At 44.5% G+C, this 17,671-nt stretch carries 9 protein-coding genes; 7 read left to right on the top strand and 2 right to left on the bottom strand.

Annotation, left to right across the window (positions count from 1 at the left end; translation table 11 throughout):
• The first annotated feature begins 110 nt into the window (after positions 1-110).
• Together J7529_RS19060 and J7529_RS19055 are read left to right on the top strand one after the other, a co-directional pair.
• Complete coding sequence (locus J7529_RS19060; protein ID WP_318730292.1) at positions 111-2,342, top strand: hypothetical protein; 2,232 nt, start codon at positions 111-113, stop codon at positions 2,340-2,342.
• Positions 2,343-2,458: 116 nt separating this feature from the next.
• Positions 2,459-3,634 carry a M20 family metallopeptidase gene (locus J7529_RS19055; protein WP_271944337.1) on the top strand — a complete coding sequence of 392 codons (1,176 nt, stop codon included), beginning with the start codon at positions 2,459-2,461 and terminating at the stop codon, positions 3,632-3,634.
• A 213-nt stretch (positions 3,635-3,847) separates the two neighbouring features.
• Here the strand turns inward: J7529_RS19055 and J7529_RS19050 are convergent, their stop codons facing one another.
• On the bottom strand, positions 3,848-4,033 hold the full coding sequence (locus tag J7529_RS19050; RefSeq protein ID WP_271944301.1) for a hypothetical protein: 186 nt from the start codon (positions 4,031-4,033) through the stop codon (positions 3,848-3,850).
• A 265-nt stretch (positions 4,034-4,298) separates the two neighbouring features.
• Between J7529_RS19050 and J7529_RS19045 the strand changes: the two genes are divergently transcribed.
• The 5 genes from J7529_RS19045 to J7529_RS19025 all read left to right on the top strand — a co-directional run bounded on the left by J7529_RS19045 (position 4,299) and on the right by J7529_RS19025 (position 16,134).
• Positions 4,299-7,082 (top strand): adenylate/guanylate cyclase domain-containing protein, encoded by a 2,784-nt coding sequence (locus J7529_RS19045; protein WP_318730291.1) that lies wholly within the window; start codon positions 4,299-4,301, stop codon positions 7,080-7,082.
• 116 nt (positions 7,083-7,198) lie between these two features.
• Positions 7,199-10,051, top strand: coding sequence for an ATP-binding protein (locus J7529_RS19040; protein WP_318730290.1), 2,853 nt, complete (start codon positions 7,199-7,201; stop codon positions 10,049-10,051).
• Positions 10,052-10,316: 265 nt separating this feature from the next.
• Positions 10,317-13,544, top strand: coding sequence for a PAS domain S-box protein (locus tag J7529_RS19035; RefSeq protein WP_318730289.1), 3,228 nt, complete (start codon positions 10,317-10,319; stop codon positions 13,542-13,544).
• On the top strand, positions 13,537-15,414 hold the full coding sequence (locus J7529_RS19030; protein ID WP_318730288.1) for an EAL domain-containing protein: 1,878 nt from the start codon (positions 13,537-13,539) through the stop codon (positions 15,412-15,414). Before J7529_RS19035 ends, J7529_RS19030 begins: the two co-directional genes overlap by 8 nt.
• Before the next feature lie 87 nt (positions 15,415-15,501).
• The gene (locus J7529_RS19025; protein WP_318730287.1) at positions 15,502-16,134 is read left to right on the top strand and encodes a transaldolase family protein; all 633 of its coding nucleotides are present in this window, start codon (positions 15,502-15,504) and stop codon (positions 16,132-16,134) included.
• A gap of 56 nt (positions 16,135-16,190) precedes the next feature.
• Here the strand turns inward: J7529_RS19025 and J7529_RS19020 are convergent, their stop codons facing one another.
• Positions 16,191-17,369: a SpoIID/LytB domain-containing protein gene (locus J7529_RS19020; RefSeq protein WP_318730286.1), complete on the bottom strand. Its 1,179-nt coding sequence runs from the start codon at positions 17,367-17,369 to the stop codon at positions 16,191-16,193.
• Positions 17,370-17,671 lie beyond the last annotated feature (302 nt).

Raw genomic sequence — 17,671 nt, 5'->3', positions numbered from 1 at the left:
TATGGCTTAGGTTCTAAAACTTTAAGCTGTTGCCTATTGCTGAGTAAAAAGTGCTATATAGAGAAATGGTATGACCAGATTGTCTAGATTTTTCGATTTCCATTGCTTCTATGAAACTTAACTTACTTTTAGTAACCAGCGTGTTATTTTTCATAGGGGGATCGCAGGGTGTACAGTTACGACCAATCGATCCAACTGTTCTCTCCGGAAATTTACACATTCGTCTCAAACATGGAGTCTGGAAACTCTGGGAAGAAAAACCAGTTTATCAAGATATTACTTTAGATTTAACGTGCGATAGAGGCGAGTGTCAACCAGAGGTGTGGGGATATTCTCCTCGGTTTAATAAAGAAGTAGACCATCAGGGTGTAGTCCAAGATCTGTCTGTTGATTCGGTGTGGCGATTACACTTGAAACTTCAGGTTAAGTCTCATCCTTGGAGATCTGAAATGAATACGGCAGAGTATGAAATCCAATTATTTCCCCACGAAGGGAAACTGGTGGGAAGCTATACAGGAAAATTTAAGGATAAATTGCTGTTGGGATCAGTACAGGGAACATTAACCTCTCAATGGCCAAATCCTATCCCTAATTACCAACCCATTACTCCCCAAGAACACCCCCGGTTAGTGTTTTCTAGAGACCAACTACCCCAATTACGTCAAAAAGCGAAAACTCCCTATGGTGAAGCTATCCTTACCCAACTCAATCGGGTGCTTCAAGGAACGATTTACTATGAGGGTTATGGCCCCAATAGTGGATACCATGGGGCAGGTCATTGTTTCTTATCCATATTGAATGAAAATCAAGAAAGTGCTATTCAAGGATGGGAATTGGTTCAGAAGACGATGGAGAACCCTCCACCTCGGCTACTCGAACGCTCCAATGCAGTCACAGGTATTGCTTTAGCCTATGATTTATGTTACTCGAGTTGGACACAAGAACAGCGTCAGCAAGTAACCCATTGGTTAGCGATGCAGATTGTTCATTTGGTGAATGGAGATTCACCGAGTAAGGGATGGAATAGCAATGCTGCGAGTAATTGGAATGCTAGAGCGCGTTCGGCAGCGCTGTTGGCCGCTTTAGCAATTTGGCAAGAACCCCAGGAATTTTTTCCCAATAATCAGTTTTATCAGGATTCTGAAGATTTATGGTATTGGTTAAAGGTTGCCGAGCGAAATATCGAGCGCTATATACAATTTGCTCTGGGAGATCGCACTTTTGGTACAGAAGGAGATTTGTATACTCGTGAATCGTTGTATCAGCTCTTGCCAGCCTTGCAAGCCTATGAGAGAGTTTTGGGTAAAGATTGGGTCAGTGAAGGAAAGATGAAGTGGATTTTACCTCATTATCTCATGCGGATGGTTAATCAGGACAATGGGGTTAAAGTTCCGACATATGGCCGACACCGATTAGGGCCAGATGGGTCGTTGTTTACTTTGGGTTTTCCGGTGACTTCCGATCGCTTCCTTCCGGCGCTGGTCTGGTTTTTTGATCGTCATTGGGGGTTGGAGGGCGATCGCACTTTTGGCATTCATGAGCATACTCCCCATGATGCGATTTATGCCTTAGTGGGATATCCAGATGATGTGGCAGAGCAGAACCCTGTAGAGATTTTTGACCGAGTGTTGGTGGATGAGCAAAAGCAGTTTTATGTGTTTCGGAATCAATGGCAAGATAAAAATGATTTTATTACCAGTATTTATTTAAAAGGTGAATCGAGAAACACGGGGTCTTGGTCATTTCCAGATGCCGGGAGTTTTCGGATTTGGGGATTAGGAGAACAATGGGCGATCGCCGGCCCTAGTGAAGGACGAAGAGAAGATGAAAATGTGGTGGTTTTTCCCAACGTCAAGGGAAATCATGGCTCGAAACTCCTCTTTTTTGAGTCCGATCGCAGTGGATCGGGGATAGTGAGTTTGGGCTATAAAAACTGGCTTAGGTCTTTTGCGGTTGATTATACGGGGCGATCGGGTGTCCCCGGATTATTTGCGGTGGTAGACCGGTTTGAACAGAGTTTAGTCCCGACGCTCTGGGTGATGCATACCGCAGGAAAGGTAACCCTAGAAAGCCAGGGATTTACGATTACATCCGATTCGGGAGCTACTCTAAACGGTCGGTTTATTCTGCCGGAAGCGGTGAAGTTAACCTATGAAACCACGGAAACGGGGGGTAAAATTCAAGCGTCAGGGTATAACCAGTTTTTTGTCGTGATGACGGTGCAGAAGGAGGATGCACCACCAATTAAAGTTGAGGGAGGTGGCTTAAATTCAGTCGTGCGAGTGGGTGAGCAAAGGGTTCAATTTCAGGGCGATCGCCTCCAACTTCACTCTCATCCCTAAGAGGGTATTTATAAAGTCAGGAAATCCTGTTATGTCGAAACGTTATCCGGATACTCTAATCTCTAACATCTTGTTATAGTTTAAGCAAATTGTCTAACGCCCGTTTGTCTTTGACCATGCTCTCTGAAATCCAAGACCTCACTGCTCGCATCGCCCCCCGACTGATTGAAATTCGTCGCCATATCCATGCTCATCCTGAACTGAGCGGCCAAGAACGGCAAACCGCCGCCTACGTTGCGGGAGTACTATCTTCGGCTGGATTGCATGTTAAAGAGGATGTGGGCAAAACGGGAGTGATTGGTGAATTGCCAGGGGTAGAAACGGGGGCTAGATGTTTAGCCATTCGTACTGACATGGATGCGCTGCCGATTAATGAATGTACGAATTTAGAATTTGCCTCTCGCCAAACTGGGGTTATGCACGCCTGTGGCCATGATGTGCATACTACGTTAGGGTTAGGCACAGCCATGGTTTTATCTGAGTTGGGCCTATCCCTACCCGGTACGGTACGGTTTATTTTTCAACCAGCGGAAGAAGTCGCCCAAGGAGCGGGCTGGATGGTCGAGGGAGGGGCGATGGAAGATGTGGAGGCCATTTTAGGGGTTCATGTCTATCCAACCATTCCTGCTGGCTCAGTTGGGGTGCGCTATGGCGCACTGACGGCGGCGGCTGATGAGCTGGAATTGGTAATTATGGGGGAATCGGGCCATGGGGCTAGGCCCCATGAGGCTAAAGACGCAATTTGGATTGCGGCTCAGATTATTACTAGCTTGCAACAGGCTATTAGTCGCACTCAAAATCCCTTGCGTCCGGTGGTATTGTCGTTTGGCCAAATTAGTGGGGGTCGGGCCCATAATGTGATTGCCGATCAGGTGCAGTTAACGGGAACAGTGCGATCGCTCCATCCAGAAACCAGCGCCCAGTTACCCCAGTGGATTGAAGGGATTGTTAAGAGTGTTTGCGAGTGTTATGGTGCGACCTATGAGTTTCGCTATCGTCGCCTGGTTCCTTCGGTACAAAATGATGGAAACGTGACCCAATTAATCGAAACGGCTGCGAAAGAAGCGTTGGGGGGCGATCGCGTCATTAATCTGCTTGAACCGTCTCTCGGTGCTGAAGATTTCTCCCTCTATTTAGATCATGCTCCTGGTAGTATGTTCCGTTTGGGAGTTGGCCATGCTCATAAGACCAATTATCCCCTTCATCATCCTAAATTTGAAGTCGATGAAAGCGCTATTGCTGTTGGTGTGGTTACCTTAGCTTATGCCGCAGCCCTTTATTGGCAAAAGTAGGGGATAAGGGATAGGGAATAGGGAATAGGGAATGGGGAATGGGGAATAGGGAATCATTGAGGAAAATCCGTAAAGCACTTTGCTACACCTTTGATATCGAACCAGCAATCAACAGCGCGCAGCCCTATAAATTTAAAAATTAAGACGTAGCCAACTTGTCCCTACTGCCTATTGCCTATTGCCTATTGCCTAGCGCGAAGCGCTGCGCTATCTCTATTGAGCCAACTTTTCACGAATAGCTTGTTGTAGATACAAGAAATCCTCAAGGGAATAATTCCCTTCGAGTTTATCGGTCTCGTCTAGTTCAAGAAGCGCCATCAAATCTCGGCAACGCTCCAGGAATGAAAATTCTTCGGCGGAGGAATTAAATTCGGGAGAAGTTGAGGAAGACGTAAGCATGATTGGAGATACTGCTATTTTTTAGAAGCTCTCTATATAGGCTAGGGCAATTTAAGGATTTATATTGTAAACCTTCCATGAAGATTGTTCGATACACTGGGAATAGAGTTCTGTAGAATTACTGAATTAGCGAGAAGCTGATTACGGGATTTTACGGAAGCTCGAAATTGAACTGTCTTAGACCCTTTTTGAGCCAGTGATAGAAGTCAGTGGAGTCTCCCAAAAGGATGAGTATCATGATCAATAGTCCTTGGGCCGATCAATAATGTCCACCAAACAACCGATTTCTCTTTCCTTAAAAGGTAATTCAACCTTGTCATTGCGCTTCCTGTTGGTGGTTCCCTTTGTACTGGAATTATGTTTAGTGGTGGGATTGATTGGCTATCTGTCGTTTCACAATGGTCAACAATCGGTCAATCAGTTGGCGACTCGTTTGAGTTGGGAAGTCACCTATCGCATTCAAGAACATCTAAAACGGTTTGCCGATACGCCCCATTTATTTCTGAAGATGAATGAAGCGGCGATCGCCACTGAACACTTTGACCCCAACAACTTCGATCTGGCTCTACCCTACTTTTGGCAACAAGTGCAAATCCATCCCTGGGTGCGATCGCTCTACTACAGCAACACCCAAGGCGACTTTATCATGGTCAACCGCGACCCCGCCCCCCGCGTTTATCGCCTTGATCCCAATAGTGCCCCATTCCGCAACATCTATCCCTTAGACGAGCAAGGAAATCCCACCGATGACCTCATCCGTAGCACCCAATACGATCCCCGTACCCGTCCCTGGTACCGAGCCGCAGTCCAAGCGAAAACCGCCACTTGGTCACCCATTTACCTCTTTGCTGCTTCCGAGGATTTAGGAATTACCCCCGTTTTACCCCTCTATGACAACCAAGGAACTCTCCAAGGAGTCCTAGGTGTAGGTTATACTCTCACCCAGATTAGTGACTTTTTAGCCAGTTTAGAGATTAGCGCCACTGGAGAAGCCTTTATTATGGAACGCTCCGGTAAACTGGTGGCTAGTTCTGCCCCGGAATTACCCTTTATTGACACCCCAGAAGGTCGTCAACGGATTAAAGCCTCTCAAAGTCAAAATCCTTTAATTCAGAACGCTGCCAGCCATATCACTGCCTTAGCTTCCCTCCAAGATCATCAAGACCTGATGATGACTTGGCAACGAAAACGTTATTTTCTCGATGTGACTACCGTCGGCCATAATCTAGACTCCTCAGAAGAGTATTTAAAGGGGCTTGATTGGGTCGTTGTGGTGATTATTCCCGAAGCCGATTTTATGGCTCAGATTCATGCCAATACCCGGACAACGATCGCCCTCTGTGCAATAGCCTTAATCGGTGCTTTAGGATTGGGTTTACTCATCTGTCGCTGGCTTTCTCGTCCCATTTCCCAACTCAGCGACGGGGTAAAGGCAATTGCCAAAGGAGAAATTGCTCCCAAAATCTATGGGGGACGGATTGAGGAATTAAATCTACTTGCCCAAGGATTTAATCAGATGGTCTATCAACTCAATATCTCCTTCCAAGCTTGGGAAGAAATGAATCAAAACTTAGAAACTCAGGTTCATGAACGCACCCAAGCCTTAAAAGAAGCCCAAGAGCATTTTCAAACCGCCTTTCGCTTAAGTCCCCATCCGCTTTTTATTAGTGCGATCGCCGATGGTCGCTTATTAGAAGTTAATGATAGCTTTTGTGAAATCTTGGGATATTCCCCAGAAACCCTCATTCACCATCAAGAAACCGAACTTCAATTCTGGGTTAATCCTCAAGAACACCAGCGCTTAGTCGAAGCCGTAGAAAACGAAGGAACCTTACGCCATCAGAAAGTCGAACTGCAAAGCGCCTCTGGAGAGATCAAAACCCTCTTATTATCTGCTGAAAAAATTCAATGGAATCGGCATTCTTGTCTTCTCTATGCTGCCTATGATATTAGCGATCGCCAAAAAGCATGGTTAGCCCTACAGCATAGTGAAGCCGCTCTGCGCGAACAACAACACTATTTACGCCTGATTTTAGATAATATTCCCCAACAAGTCTTTTGGAAAGATACCGATTGCGTCTTTTTAGGTTGTAATTCTAATTGGTCAGAAGCCGCCGGATTAGAGAGTCCAGAAATTGTCATCGGCAAAACAGACTATGACCTATTACCACGTCATTTGGCTGATGAATTTCGAGCCAAAGACCAGGAAATTATGGCAACCGATACCCCTCAATTGCACATGATTGCCAAAAAAGTTAAACCCGGAAAAGATGGTGAACCCATTTGGCTTGACATTAGCAAGATTCCCATTCATGATGCCAATCAGAAAGTAATTGGCTTATTAGGCGTAATTGATGATATTACCTTACGCAAAAATGCAGAAGATGCGCTCCGAATTGAACAAGCTAAATCGGAGAAACTACTCTTAAATATTTTACCCCAACCGATCGCCGACAAACTCAAACAGAACGACCTGAGTGAACGCCAAGTTGGGGTCGTCATTGCTGAACAATTTCAGTCCGTCACCATCTTATTTGCCGATCTCGTCGGATTTACTCCCCTATCGAGCAATCTACAGGCTCATGAATTGGTTGAATTACTCAATCGCATCTTTTCCCAATTTGACCATCTTTGTGAAAAATATAATTTAGAGAAAATTAAAACCATTGGTGATGCCTATATGGTGGCGGGAGGACTCCCCCTACCTCGTCGAGATCATGCCGAGGCGATCGCCAATATGGCCCTAGAGATGCAAAATATTATCCGTCAGTTTCAAACCCCCTTTAATCAACCCTTCCAAATTCGTATTGGTATTAATACTGGCCCCGTTGTTGCTGGAGTAATTGGCACGCGCAAATTCATTTACGATCTCTGGGGAGATGCGGTTAATGTCGCTTCTCGGATGGAGTCCCAAGGGAAACCGGGCCAGATTCAGGTTACCCATCAAACTTATGAATTGTTAAGAAATAACTATCATTTTCACGAACGGGGTAAAATAGACGTTAAGGGTAAAGGAGAAATGTTTACCTATTGGCTCTTAGGTCAATAAACTCAGATCTCAATCCCTTTCCCCTCAATCTCAATCGATCCCTTGTGGGTTTCCCGAATTTTTTTTTTAAGATAACTTAAGAAAAAGTTCTATTTTTAAATGGTTGACCAACCTATATGGCTGTTTTAAATCATCAAAATAGCTGGAATCTGAGTGCCAAGATCCCCTTGAAATTATTGCTGATTATCCCGTTTGTTCTCCAGATCGTGATAGCAGTTGGTTTAACCGGATGGTTTTCTGTCCGCTATGGAAAAAAAGCAGTCAATGAAGTGGCGACGCAATTGCGCTATGAAGTTAGTCAACGGATCGATCAAAAACTCTCGGAATACCTGAGTATTCCCCATCAAGTTAATCAGGTCACTCTAGATACTTTGGAATTAGGATATTTGCAAATAGAAGATTTTCCCAAATTGCAAAACCATTTTATTAAACAAATAAAACGCTTCGATCGCATTGACTCCGTATTCTTTGGCAGTGAGACAAACGAGTTTATCGGTATTGCCCATGGACGCGACGATCGACTGCAACTGATGAGAGCAGGTAAAGCAACGGGAGGCAGCATTCAATTTCATTGGCTCAATGAGCACAATCGTCCGATTGAACTCATTAACGAAACCCCCAATTTTCCGATCCGCGATCGCCCCTGGTATAAAGTTGCCGTCGAAAGCGAACAAGAAGTTTGGGGACCCATCTTTACTTACCATGCCTATCCTCGTATGGCTATCCCTGCCAGTGTCGCCATTCGTGACGAAGCCGGGAACTTGATTGGAGTCTTAGGCAATAACTTTTTTCTCACCCAAATTAGTGAATTTCTGGCTACCCTCAAAATCGGGAAATCGGGGCAAACCTTTATTTTGGAGCGCTCCGGGAACTTAGTCGCCAGTTCCAGCTTGCCTCAACCCTTTGTTATTGAAAACGGAGTTGCCCAACGCATTCATGCCAGCGAAAGCCAAGATCCAATCATTCAAGCAACCACTTCTCACTTATTAAAATCTCTAGGATCGCTCGATCAAATTCAAAACATCCAACACCTCGACTTTTATCTCCAGAAAGAACATCACTTCGTACAAGTGATGCCCTATCAAGATCGCTATGGTCTCGATTGGTTAATCGTGGTGGTGGTTTCTGAAGCCGACTTTATGGAAGCGATAGAAACGAATGCCCGCAATACCATAGTCTTATGTGTCATTTCTCTGATCGTAGCCATTGGTATGGGTATTATCACTGCCCATTGGATTACCCGCCCCATTTTAAGCCTAGCCGCAGCCAGTGAGGCAATAACGCTCCGCACCACTGACGCAAACCCCCCAGGAAAACTGAACTCCATTGGAGTATCCGCCATTAAAATGGCAGGGATTCGAGAACTAGAATGGCTCTCCCACTCCTTTAACCAAATGGCTCGACAACTCCAAGATTCCTTCAATAGTCTAGAAGACCGAGTAAAAGAGCGCACCTTAGAACTGGAAAACGCCAAACAAGCAGCCGAAGAAGCCAATCAAGCCAAAAGTCAATTCCTAGCTAACATGAGTCATGAACTCAGAACTCCCCTCAATGCTATTCTTGGCTTTACCCAACTGATGTTGCGTCATTGTGGGCAAAACTCCCAACAACGCGAACATCTCAACATCATTCATCGAGCTAGCGAATACCTCCTCGGACTGATTAACGAAGTCCTGGAAATGTCTAAAATAGAAGCCGGTCATCTACATCTGAATACCAATACCTTTGACCTCAAACATCTGCTCGAAACTGTACAAGAATTATTTGCCTTCAAAGCCCAAGTTAAAGGCATTACCCTAGAAGTCAACCTCGATCGAGATCTGCCTGCCTATATCCGCACCGATGAAGGTAAGCTACGCCAAGTCCTGGTTAATCTCCTGAGCAATGCCCTTAAATTCACTTTTGAAGGGAGGGTAGTTTTACGAGTCAGTCGGGGAACTTCTCCCCATCACCTCCACTTTGAAGTTGAAGATACCGGTATCGGCATTGAGCCAGAAGAACTCTCTAGCCTCTTTATCCCGTTTATCCAAAGCCGTTCTGGACAGATTTCCCAACAGGGGACTGGATTGGGTCTAAGTGTGACCCACAAATTTATAGAATTGATGGGGGGAGAGATTCGGGCGATCAGTCGTGGATATCAATTTACTCCGACTTCCTCGGATACCATGACCAAAGACCTCACTTCTGAACGGGTTGCTGTGGCTTACTCTCCCCTGGGCAGCCGATTTGAATTTGAGATTACCATAGAATTAGCAGAGAGTCTCAGTCTTCAGTCTGCCCACAATCAGAGGGCGATCGGTTTAGTTCCAGGTCAACCAACCTATCGTATTTTAGTGGTTGACGATCGCTGGAGCAATCGGCAACTTTTGCTGCAACTCCTGGGACCCTTGGGATTTGAGGTGCAAGAAGCCGAAAATGGTCAACAGGCTATTGAAGTGTGGGAAGACTGGCAACCGCATTTAATTTGGATGGATATGCGAATGCCAGTCATGGATGGTTATACTGCTACTGAGTACATTAAACAACATCTTCACGGCCAAGCCACGGTCATTATTGCCTTGACTGCGAGCGTATTCGAGGAAGAAAAAGTTTTAGTTCTCTCTTCTGGATGTGATGATTTTGTGCGTAAACCTTTCCGAGAGTCAGCGATCTTGGAGAAAATGAAGTACTATCTTGGGATTGATTATGTCTATGAGATTCTTGAAGATTTAACCCATAGTTCTGGAGATCTAGGAGAAATTTATCCTTTCCAGTTAGCCATGATGCCCCGTGAATGGCTTGAACAATTAGAGTATTTTGCCACAGGAGCCGATGGCGAGCAAATTGTACAGCTTCTTGAGCATCTGTCGGAAGAACAGGTTCAGTTACGTCAGACAATCGCCACTTGGGTCAATCGGTTTCAGTTTGAAGACCTGGTAGCAGTCTCTCAAGAAGCCTTGAGGCTCAATAATCAAGTATCGAGAACTTAGGTAGGGGATGATGGAGTGGGGAAGAGAGCGCTTTGCGCTAGGCAAAAGGCAAAAGACAAGAGGCTATAGGCAAGAGGCTATAGGCAAGAGGCTATCTCCGCGTCCCCGCATCCATCATCTGTGGCAAACATCTAAGGATTGGATATTACTTGGACTCCTGTTGATATTAGCAATTGGAGTTCCAGTATCAGGGTTAGCGATTAATCCATCTTCTCTAGATTCAAGAGATCGGGTTAAGTCTGCCCCCTCAAGTAGGAGCGAAACATTGTTCGCCCTGACTTGGATCGCTGGAATTGGGGCAATTGGGGCCAATTTCCTGATTGGGTATAGCTATGTACGACGGCAACAGCAGAAGTTAAAGGTACAAGAGGAGTTATTAAAGTTATCCGTATTGCATTCTCCAGGGGCGATCGCCATTTTTGATCGTCAGATGTGCTATCTGTATGTCTCCGAGCAATGGCTGAATATGTATAACTTACAAGAAGTGAACATCATTGGCAAATCTCACTATGAAGTCTTTCCAGACCTTCCTCAAAGCTGCAAAGAGATTCATCAACACTGTTTAGCCGGTGAGGTTAAACAGTGTAATGAAGATCCTTTTTATCAGGCCGATGGTTCTGTTGACTGGATCAGTTGGCAAATTCACCCTTGGTATACTGATACCCGAAAAGTCGGTGGCCTTATCATGTTGGCTCAAGTGCTGACTCCCTACAAAAAGACGACTGAACAACTACGGAAAGTTGAAGCTCGATGGCAAACGCTGGTTAACAGTACCTCCGATGGAATAATGATTATAGACCAGCAAGGAACCGTCTTATTTGCCAACCCAGCAGCCAAGAACATTCTCCATAAACCCCTCTCTGAATTAATCGATTATCCTTTGGGATTGCCCATGGTCGTTGGACAAACCGCAGAGATTGAAATTACTCATGAGGGAGAAGTATTAGGCGTGAGCGAAATTAGTGTAGCTCCAGTGCAATGGGATCGGGAAGAAGCCTTAGTTGTCTGTTTGCGTGATATTAGTGAACGGCGACAGGCTCAGTTAAGTTTATGGGAGCGAGAAGAACGATTACAGGCCATTTTCGATCAAGCAGCAGTAGGGATTGCATTGACTCTTCCTTGTGGACAATTCGTACAGGTCAATCAACGATTTTGTCAATTGTTGGGATATAGCGAGGCCGAGCTACTTAACATGACCTTTCGTCAATTGACTCATCCAGAGGATCGTAAGGTTGAGGAAGCCTATGTTGAAGACCTCTTAAGTGGTATTAGTCAGACCTATAGCCTAGAAAAGCGTTATCTCCGCAAAGATGGAAAGGTGCAATGGGTGTATATCGCTGTGTCAATTGTACGGGATTGGATAGGGGAACCTACCCAGTTAATTGGGGTAGTTTCAGATATCCATGAGCGCAAGCAGATGGAAGTGGCGCTGCAACAGGCAACCCAAGAAAGGGAAAAGGAAATTCAACGACAGTTGCAGCAGCAAGCAGAGACTGAGCGGGCTGTAGATATGGTGGTCGATAAAACCCGGGCATTTTTAGATGTAGAGACAATTTTTACCACGGTAACCTATGAGGCCAGACAGTTGTTGAAGTGCGATCGCACTCTCGTCTATCGTTTTAATCCGGATTGGACGGGTCAATTTGTAGCAGAATCTTTAGGCCCAAATCAGCGATCTTTGGTTAAACTACCCCATACCTATCAAAAGTTAACCGAACAACTGAGCCATTGCTTTTTTCAAGCCCAGGTTTCCCAAGGTAAGGTATCAGAGAGTTATGTAGCGAATGATGTTTTCACTCGCGGATTCCCTGCTTGCTATTTGGAATTCTTCCAGCAACAACAGATTCGAGCCTATTTAATTGCCCCCATTTTACAGGGAGAGGAATTTTGGGGATTATTAGCTGCCTATCAGACAGGAAATCCTCGCTCGTGGAAGCCTTGGGAAATCAAGGCAATGGTACGCTTCGGAAAACAACTGGGGATTGCCATAAAACAAGCTGAATCGGTTAAAGAAATTGAGGAAAAATCCCAACAGATCATTCAAGCCTTAAAAGCCAAGTCTCAGATGAAACAAGCGAAAGAAGCAGCCGATGCAGCGAATCAGTCCAAAAGTGAGTTTTTAGCAAACATGAGCCATGAATTACGCACGCCCCTCAATGCTATTTTAGGCTTTACTCAGTTGCTGTCCAGATCTGTTGTAGTGACCGAGCAGAAAGATTTTTTAAAAATCATTAATAATTCAGCTTATCATCTATTGTCATTGATTAATGACATTCTCGATTTATCAAAAATAGAATCCGGTAAGTTGTCTCTGAATATTTCTGGATTCGATCTGCATAAAATGCTGGATAAAACTCAAGATATGTTTATCCTTAAAGCCTATAAAAAAAGTTTGCATTTCCAGATAAAATGGGAAGACAATGTCCCTCAATGGGTAAAAGGAGATGAAAGTAAATTACGTCAAATTTTAATTAATCTCTTAAGTAATGCCATTAAGTTTACATCCCAGGGTGAAGTGATGTTGAACGTCAGTAAACCCTCAAAACTCGATCGATTGCGGTTTGAAGTTCAAGATACCGGCCCGGGGATTCCCCTACTAGAACAAGACAGGATTTTTGAACCCTTTGTACAGACGAGTGTAGGTCGTCAGTCAGGAGAAGGAACAGGCTTAGGATTGTCCATTACTCAGAGATTTGTGCAATTGATGGGGGGAGAAATTCACTTCACTTGTCCGGCTGCTGGCGGTACTTGCTTTTGGTTTGATATACCGTTTGAGCAAGCCGATCCGACGCAAGTCCCCCTATCCCATAAGCCGTTACGCGTCATTAGCCTAGCTCCTGGTCAACCGACTTATCGTATTTTGGTCGCTGAGGATGTGTGGGAAATTCGGCAATTATTAGTGAAGTTACTCCGTGCTGTTGGCTTTGAGGTGCGCGAGGCGAGTAACGGTCAAGAGACCATCGAAGTGTGGAAGTCTTGGCAACCTCATTTGATTTGGATGGATATGCAAATGCCAGTGATGAATGGATATGCAGCCACCCAAACAATCCGTAAGTCTTTGCAGGGCCAGGCCACTATAATTATTGGCTTAACTGACCATCCCCTCAGTGAGCCAATTTGTGATCGCTGTTGCGAATGTGATGATTGTATGATCAAGCCATTCCAAGAGAGCAAAATTTTTGAGACAATAGCTAAGTATCTCGGAGTTCGTTATGTTTATGGGCCAATGGATAGTTTAACCACAGTTCTTGATGGTACCCCAACTGTACTGGATGATTGGTTGGAGGCCAGCGATCTTGAGGGAATTGCTGAAGATTGGGTCATCAAACTGTATCATTGTGCTGCGGGAGCCGATGCAGATGGGATTTATAAACTCTTAGAGCAATTGTCAGAAGACTATGGGAATGCAAAGAAGGCGATCGCTAGTTTAGTGGATCAATTTTGTTTTGATCGAATTATGAAAATAGCTCAGTGTGATTTGAATCATGAATAACCCGGGTCAAATGTCCTCTAAGGGAAATTTATTAATTGTTGATGATACTTTGAATAATTTACGGCTGTTATCCAATAGCTTGATAGAAGAAGGCTATAAGGTGCGAGGGGTGACCAATGGTCCAATGGCAATCACTGCGGCTAAGACCATTCCCCCAGATTTGATTTTGTTAGATATCAAAATGCCGGATATGGATGGCTATGAAGTCTGTAAGCACCTCAAGTTGAATACTCAGACTAAAGATATTCCCGTTATTTTCTTGAGTGCTTTAGATGATGTCCTTGATAAGGTTAAAGCTTTTCAAGTGGGGGGTATAGATTATATTACTAAACCCTTTCATTTGGAAGAAGTAATTGCCCGCATAGAAAATCAGTTGGCACTCACCCAAGCTAAGGCAGAAATAACCAAACTTAATAGCGAGTTAGAACACCGTGTGCAGGTGCGAACACAGCAACTGCAAAACATGAATCAACAACTCATGAGTACGAATAAAAGGCTAGAATCTGAGATTTTAGAGCGCCAAAAAATTCAGAAAAAGTTGTTGCATATGGCTTCCCATGATGCTCTAACTGGTTTGCCTAATCGAGTCTGGTTTATGGATTGCTTGATTCAGGCATTAGAACGCTTTAAATCTAATGATAAATGTGAATTTGCCGTGCTGTTCATGGATTGCGATCGCTTTAAAATGGTCAATGATTCTTTAGGGCATTTGGTTGGCGATCATGTGCTAATTTCTGTAGCCCGTCGCTTACAATCTTGCTTGCGATCGAGTGAAGTTTTAGCCCGGTTTGGAGGCGATGAATTTGCAATTCTCATCGATCGAATGGACGATGTTAGTATTGCCATTAATCTAGCTCAAAAAATCAAAAATTCTTTAACTTGGCCCTTCCATTGGGATCGACAAGAAATTTTCTTAAATGCTAGTATTGGTATTGTTTTTAGTACACCTGACTATCAAGAACCAGAACAACTGCTCCGGGATGCAGATATTGCTATGTATCGGGCAAAAGGGAGCCATAAAAGCTATCAAATTTTTGATGCTTTTATGCGTCAAAACACGCAAAAAAGATTTCAGATTGAAACGGATTTAAGATTGGCGGTTGAAAATAAAGAATTTGTGCTTTATTATCAGCCCATCATTTCCCTAGAAACTGGCTATATTTCTGGTTTTGAAGCTTTGATCCGTTGGCAACATCCCCAACAAGGCTTTATTTCACCAGGTGCATTTATTCCCATTGCTGAAGAAACGGGATTAATCGTCCCTATTGGTTTATGGGTACTGCAAGAAGCTTGTACTCAATTTCAGTATTGGTGTAAACAAGGCTGGATTAATCATCAGGTTAAAATGAGTGTTAATTTGTCAGTTAAGCAATTTAATCAATCTACTTTAATCGATCAAATTGATCGCATATTACTAAAGACTAATTGTGATAGTAAAAATATAAAATTAGAGATTACTGAAAGTGCCATTATGGATAATCCAGAATTGGCCACGAATGCTCTGGAGAAGCTGAAGCAACGGGAAATTCAACTCAGTATCGATGATTTTGGCACAGGCTATTCTTCCTTGAGTTATTTGCATCGTTTTCCGATTGATACATTGAAAATCGATCGCTCATTTATTAGTCGTATTGGAGAATATGGGGAAAATGCTGAGATTGTAGAAGCAATTATTACCTTGGCGCACCATTTAAATATTTCGGTAACGGCTGAAGGGGTGGAAACAGATTTTCAATTAGCCCAGTTGTCTAAAATGGGATGCGAAGAAGTACAAGGATATTTTATTTCTAAACCTTTAGATGGGGTCACTATGGGATCTTTATTAGCGACTGTTCCTTGTTGGAAAATTTCGGAAGATTTAGAGGCTTGAAGAGCGCAGAAATGATGATTGGATTGTTAGGCGATCGCCTTTACGTGCTATATGGATTAATATAGAGCCAAGAAGAAAAGAGTACCCATGGCAATTTATCTCGATTCTGCGTTAATTTCTGAAGCACAGACTGCTATTGAATGGGGATGGGTGAAAGGAATTACGACTAATCCAACCCTGTTGTCTAAAAGCGATCAATCTCCAGAAGAAACATTGAGGCAACTAGCAGCGATCGCTCCCGACGAATTGTTCTATCAACTCACAGCCTCTACCTATGAGGGCATGATTGCGGAAGCAGAACGGGCTTATGAGATCATTGGGGAGAAAACCGTTTTAAAAATACCAGCCACGGCGATCGGATTTCAAGCTACTGCCCACTTATCGCGCCTGATGGACTGTTCGGTTACAGCGATCTACAGTGCAGCCCAGGCGGCGATCGCCCAAGAAGCCGGAGCTAAATATGCGATCGCCTACGTCAACCGCGCCACCCGACTCCTAGGGGATGGTCTCGCTCTCGTCCAATCCATGGCTAAAATCTTACAAGGTACGAACACTCAAATCCTTGCCGCCAGCCTCAAATCCCCCGACGAAGCCGCATCGGCTCTACAAGCAGGCGCAGACGTAATCACGGTACCCCTCAACCTTCTACAACAAATGACCACCCATCTCCTTTCCGAGCAAACTGTCGTTGAATTCAACCAAAATGGGCGAGGAATTTAGTGCTACGCGCTAGGGAATGGGGGAATGGAGGTTTCCTATTCCCCATTCTCCATGCCCTATTCAGCCACCCGCACCCTCGCCAAATAAGCATCTGTATAATAATGGCGGAGAATATCCTGATAGGTTGATCCTTGAGAAGCCATGGCATAGGCTCCATACTGGCTCATTCCCAAACCATGGCCAAATCCCCGGCCTTGAACTTGGAAACTCGTTGCTCCTGTTGCCTTATCCCCTGCGGTTAGAGGTTGAATGCTAAACAGGGTACTTCTCAAACTTAAGGCTTTTCTCAACTGCCTCCCTGTAATCATCTTTTCTCCCCGATCGCCGGTAATTTTCAGTGTCCGAACCCGGCCTTGGGGTGTTTTTTCTTGAGGTACAATGGACAAAACATTGCCCACTCCTTCCGTTAAATCCCTAATATCAGCCAAGGTAAAGACTTCTGTCCATTGATAAACTGGAGCTTGCTGATCGTAATCAGGTACAGCTCGAAGATAGGGACGCGGCTCTGACCAAATATCTTCTACATTCTCCGTATGACCGCCAGAAGAGGAATGAAAGACAGCTTCAATAATCGAACCGTCATAGGCCAAAATTTGTCCTTCGGTTGCATCTACCGCTTGCTGAGTGCTGACATATTCATCTTGCACCCCACCATAGACTTGCCAAAAAGTATCATTGCCAACATCATAAATTTTATCGGCTGTCTTTTCCCGATGATAGAGGGCATAACTGCGGGCAGAGACCGCTTGAGCCTTCAGCGCTTCGAGGGGCCAAGAAGGAATCATTTCACCGCCGACCACACTGTAGAGATAGTGTTCGATATCGACATAATTAATCGCGGTAATCCCTTCATCGGTGGGCATAATTAATAGTCTACCTCGATACCAGCGATCGCCAATCCACACCAACCCATCATTTTCCGGCTCTATCCACAACTGTCCCGCTCGCCACTGGGCCAGAGAAACCCCATAATAATCAGACTGAGCTGTAAACCCATCCATCGGGTTTAACTCCCCAATCACCTGACCATTAGCATCCTTAACAATAGCGGCTGTAGAACTACCAATTTTTACTTCATCCGTATCTTCCTCAATGGCTACCCGCAACTCTACTGCTGCCGCACTTGCCAACGAAGCCATCACCATCCACAACAGAGTCGTCAGCCACCAATGGGGTTTCAGGGGTTTCCATAGGGACTTAAAGGGAATGAAGAAAATACTGAATACAGAAGCCATAGAAAATTAATCCTTAGTGGGAGTCGTTAAAGAATTTGGACGTTATCGAAAATCTTAATAGACCTTAACAGATCGTCAGCTCTTGTGACTCAATTTCCGGGAAATTTCCACAGAAATTTTGGCTACCGACCTAATCCTGAATTAGGATACATGCATTAACTCGTAATACTGATATTTTAAGCTCCCTGCCTTGGCCTACGACAACACCTGCAAATACCTCGCGGAAAAATTTCCAGAGTCCTTCATCGAGTGGTTGCTTCCCCTAGTGCCACCCACCCCCGTTGAAGTCCTCAAAACCGAAC

Source organism: Roseofilum sp. Guam (genome assembly GCF_017746735.1).
GTDB classification, from domain to species: domain Bacteria; phylum Cyanobacteriota; class Cyanobacteriia; order Cyanobacteriales; family Desertifilaceae; genus Roseofilum; species Roseofilum reptotaenium.
Note: the sequence above shows the minus strand (reverse complement) of the source record. Positions and strands in the feature narration are given on the sequence as shown.

Bases quoted from the DNA above. Each gene is read 5' to 3' on its own strand.
- J7529_RS19045 (WP_318730291.1), top strand. From the start codon at position 4,299: ATGTCCACCAAACAACCGATTTCTCTTTCCTTAAAAGGTAATTCAACC.
- J7529_RS19030 (WP_318730288.1), top strand. From the start codon at position 13,537: ATGAATAACCCGGGTCAAATGTCCTCTAAGGGAAATTTATTAATTGTT.
- J7529_RS19055 (WP_271944337.1), top strand. From the start codon at position 2,459: ATGCTCTCTGAAATCCAAGACCTCACTGCTCGCATCGCCCCCCGACTG.
- J7529_RS19020 (WP_318730286.1), bottom strand. From the start codon at position 17,369: ATGGCTTCTGTATTCAGTATTTTCTTCATTCCCTTTAAGTCCCTATGG.
- J7529_RS19040 (WP_318730290.1), top strand. From the start codon at position 7,199: ATGGCTGTTTTAAATCATCAAAATAGCTGGAATCTGAGTGCCAAGATC.
- J7529_RS19025 (WP_318730287.1), top strand. From the start codon at position 15,502: ATGGCAATTTATCTCGATTCTGCGTTAATTTCTGAAGCACAGACTGCT.
- J7529_RS19060 (WP_318730292.1), top strand. From the start codon at position 111: ATGAAACTTAACTTACTTTTAGTAACCAGCGTGTTATTTTTCATAGGG.
- J7529_RS19050 (WP_271944301.1), bottom strand. From the start codon at position 4,033: ATGCTTACGTCTTCCTCAACTTCTCCCGAATTTAATTCCTCCGCCGAA.